The 1,757-nt window shown below is 51.1% G+C and carries 1 protein-coding gene; it reads right to left on the bottom strand.

Features of this window, described 5'->3' with window-relative positions; all coding sequences use genetic code 11:
- Positions 1–19: 19 nt before the first annotated feature.
- On the bottom strand, positions 20–1,627 hold the full coding sequence (locus DEU29_RS13895; RefSeq protein ID WP_133541005.1) for an IS1634 family transposase: 1,608 nt from the start codon (positions 1,625–1,627) through the stop codon (positions 20–22).
- Between the last annotated feature and the right edge of the window lie 130 nt (positions 1,628–1,757).

Raw genomic sequence — 1,757 nt, 5'->3', positions numbered from 1 at the left:
CCGACTTTCCGCACCGACATCAGGAATAAATCTCCAGATACCGTTTTCCGAGCACCTGTAACACAATCTGCTGTTGTTCGTTGAGACCGGTAATGATGGGTATGGCCTCGTTGATGTGCAGTTCATGTATCCCATCGAAGCGCAGAAACACCCAGCGGGCTGTGGGCTTTTGGGTGGGCTTGTTTTTCATATCCAGAATGTGTTTGTCCTGGGCTTTAAGCTGCTCACGAATACGGTGCTCCAGGGCGGCATAAATCATCAGGCTGCAGGTCATCACCATCAGCAGGGCTTCGATGCGCTCCGGTTTTTTCAGAAACAGCGAGGAGGTCAGGAATTCCGGGCTTTTCAGAAAACGAAATCCGCGCTCCACACTTTGCTGGGATTTGTAGGTATCCAGTAATCCCTGCATATCCAGTCGCTCAGTCAGGTCATTGGTGGCCAGGATGAAGACCCCCGTCTGAGCTCTGACGTTGGCGACCTTCTCCAGCGAGGTTATGGCGTGGCCCTGAATGTGATACACATAGCCATCTGGTTGCTGGTCTTTTTTCGGGCGGCCTTTGCCTTTGAAACTGGGGCGCTTTTTAATCTTCGGCTGGTCAATTTCAAGCAGGCAGAGGTCTTTGCTAAAGGCCTCAAGTGCCTGCTGTGCATCGGCTTCACAGGCAAAGGCCTGTTTGCATAATTTATCAAAACGCTTCAGTTCAGCCTGGGTGTCCCGGGCCAGGTGCTTTTCCCGCGTATGGCTTTCGCGCTGGTAGGCCTGTTCACTTCTGACCAACAGCCAACGTTGTTTAACACCGGCATAGGTCACACTTTGCCACTGGCCGGCGTAGCCATTTCCCATGTCGGTCAAATCGTCGACTGACAAGCTCCGGACCCGTGTTTTGGCTTCGTTCAGGGTCATGGGTACGCGGCTGACAAACAATTGTCCTTGTTGTTTCAGGGCTATCAATGTATCAGCGGTGTAGAGTGCGGCATCGCCCACGAAGTAACGGCTGTTCTGTGCTGCCTTTAAGCAACTAATATGGTTTTTTGCTATTTCGGCAAAGGCTTTTTGGTCATTGGTATTGCCATTCATGGCCTGCATGTAGACCGGAATACCCGCCTGGTTTTCGCAAATCAGCTCCAGTATCACCTGATTCAGTTCTGGGCGATGGTCCCGGCTGTAGCCTTTGACGAGTTGCAAACGGCCTTCATCTTCGTGGTCATAGTCACCGTCCACATGGAAACTGGTGATATCCAGGTGTACGGCATCGCCCCTGAGCCCCAGTTTCTTCACCACCCGTTCAGCCATTACCTGATAAAGCATGGAGACATCAGCTTCAAACAGGGCATCCAGGCAGCGGCCCAGCACATCATCGTTCAGATGCTCGGGCTTTATCCCTTCACCAATCAGGCGCTCAGTAGGCTTGGTGGCAAAAAAGTCACTGTACATATGCAGAGTGCGACTGTGAAACCCCAGCCCATTCAACAACATTGCCACCAATGCCTGACCATGAGTGACATGGCAATCATGCTGCTTAGGAACGACCGCATCTATCATCTCGGCAATTTCTAACTCTCGGCACATACCTGCAACGAGGCCAAGATGGTCGAGGTTTTTTATCTGGTAGGAAGGTGTAGGCATGGTTTTGGACTCTCAAAAGAGAGTAATAGATCAAGATCGGGGATCGGCGTCAAGAGGTAATCGGTAAATTGGCGATCAATCGCTCATTTATTGGACAGTTCTAAATCCGAATATTGGTGCGGAATAACGG

The organism is Idiomarina aquatica, from assembly GCF_004362895.1.
Lineage (GTDB): Bacteria > Pseudomonadota > Gammaproteobacteria > Enterobacterales > Alteromonadaceae > Idiomarina.
Note: the sequence above shows the minus strand (reverse complement) of the source record. Positions and strands in the feature narration are given on the sequence as shown.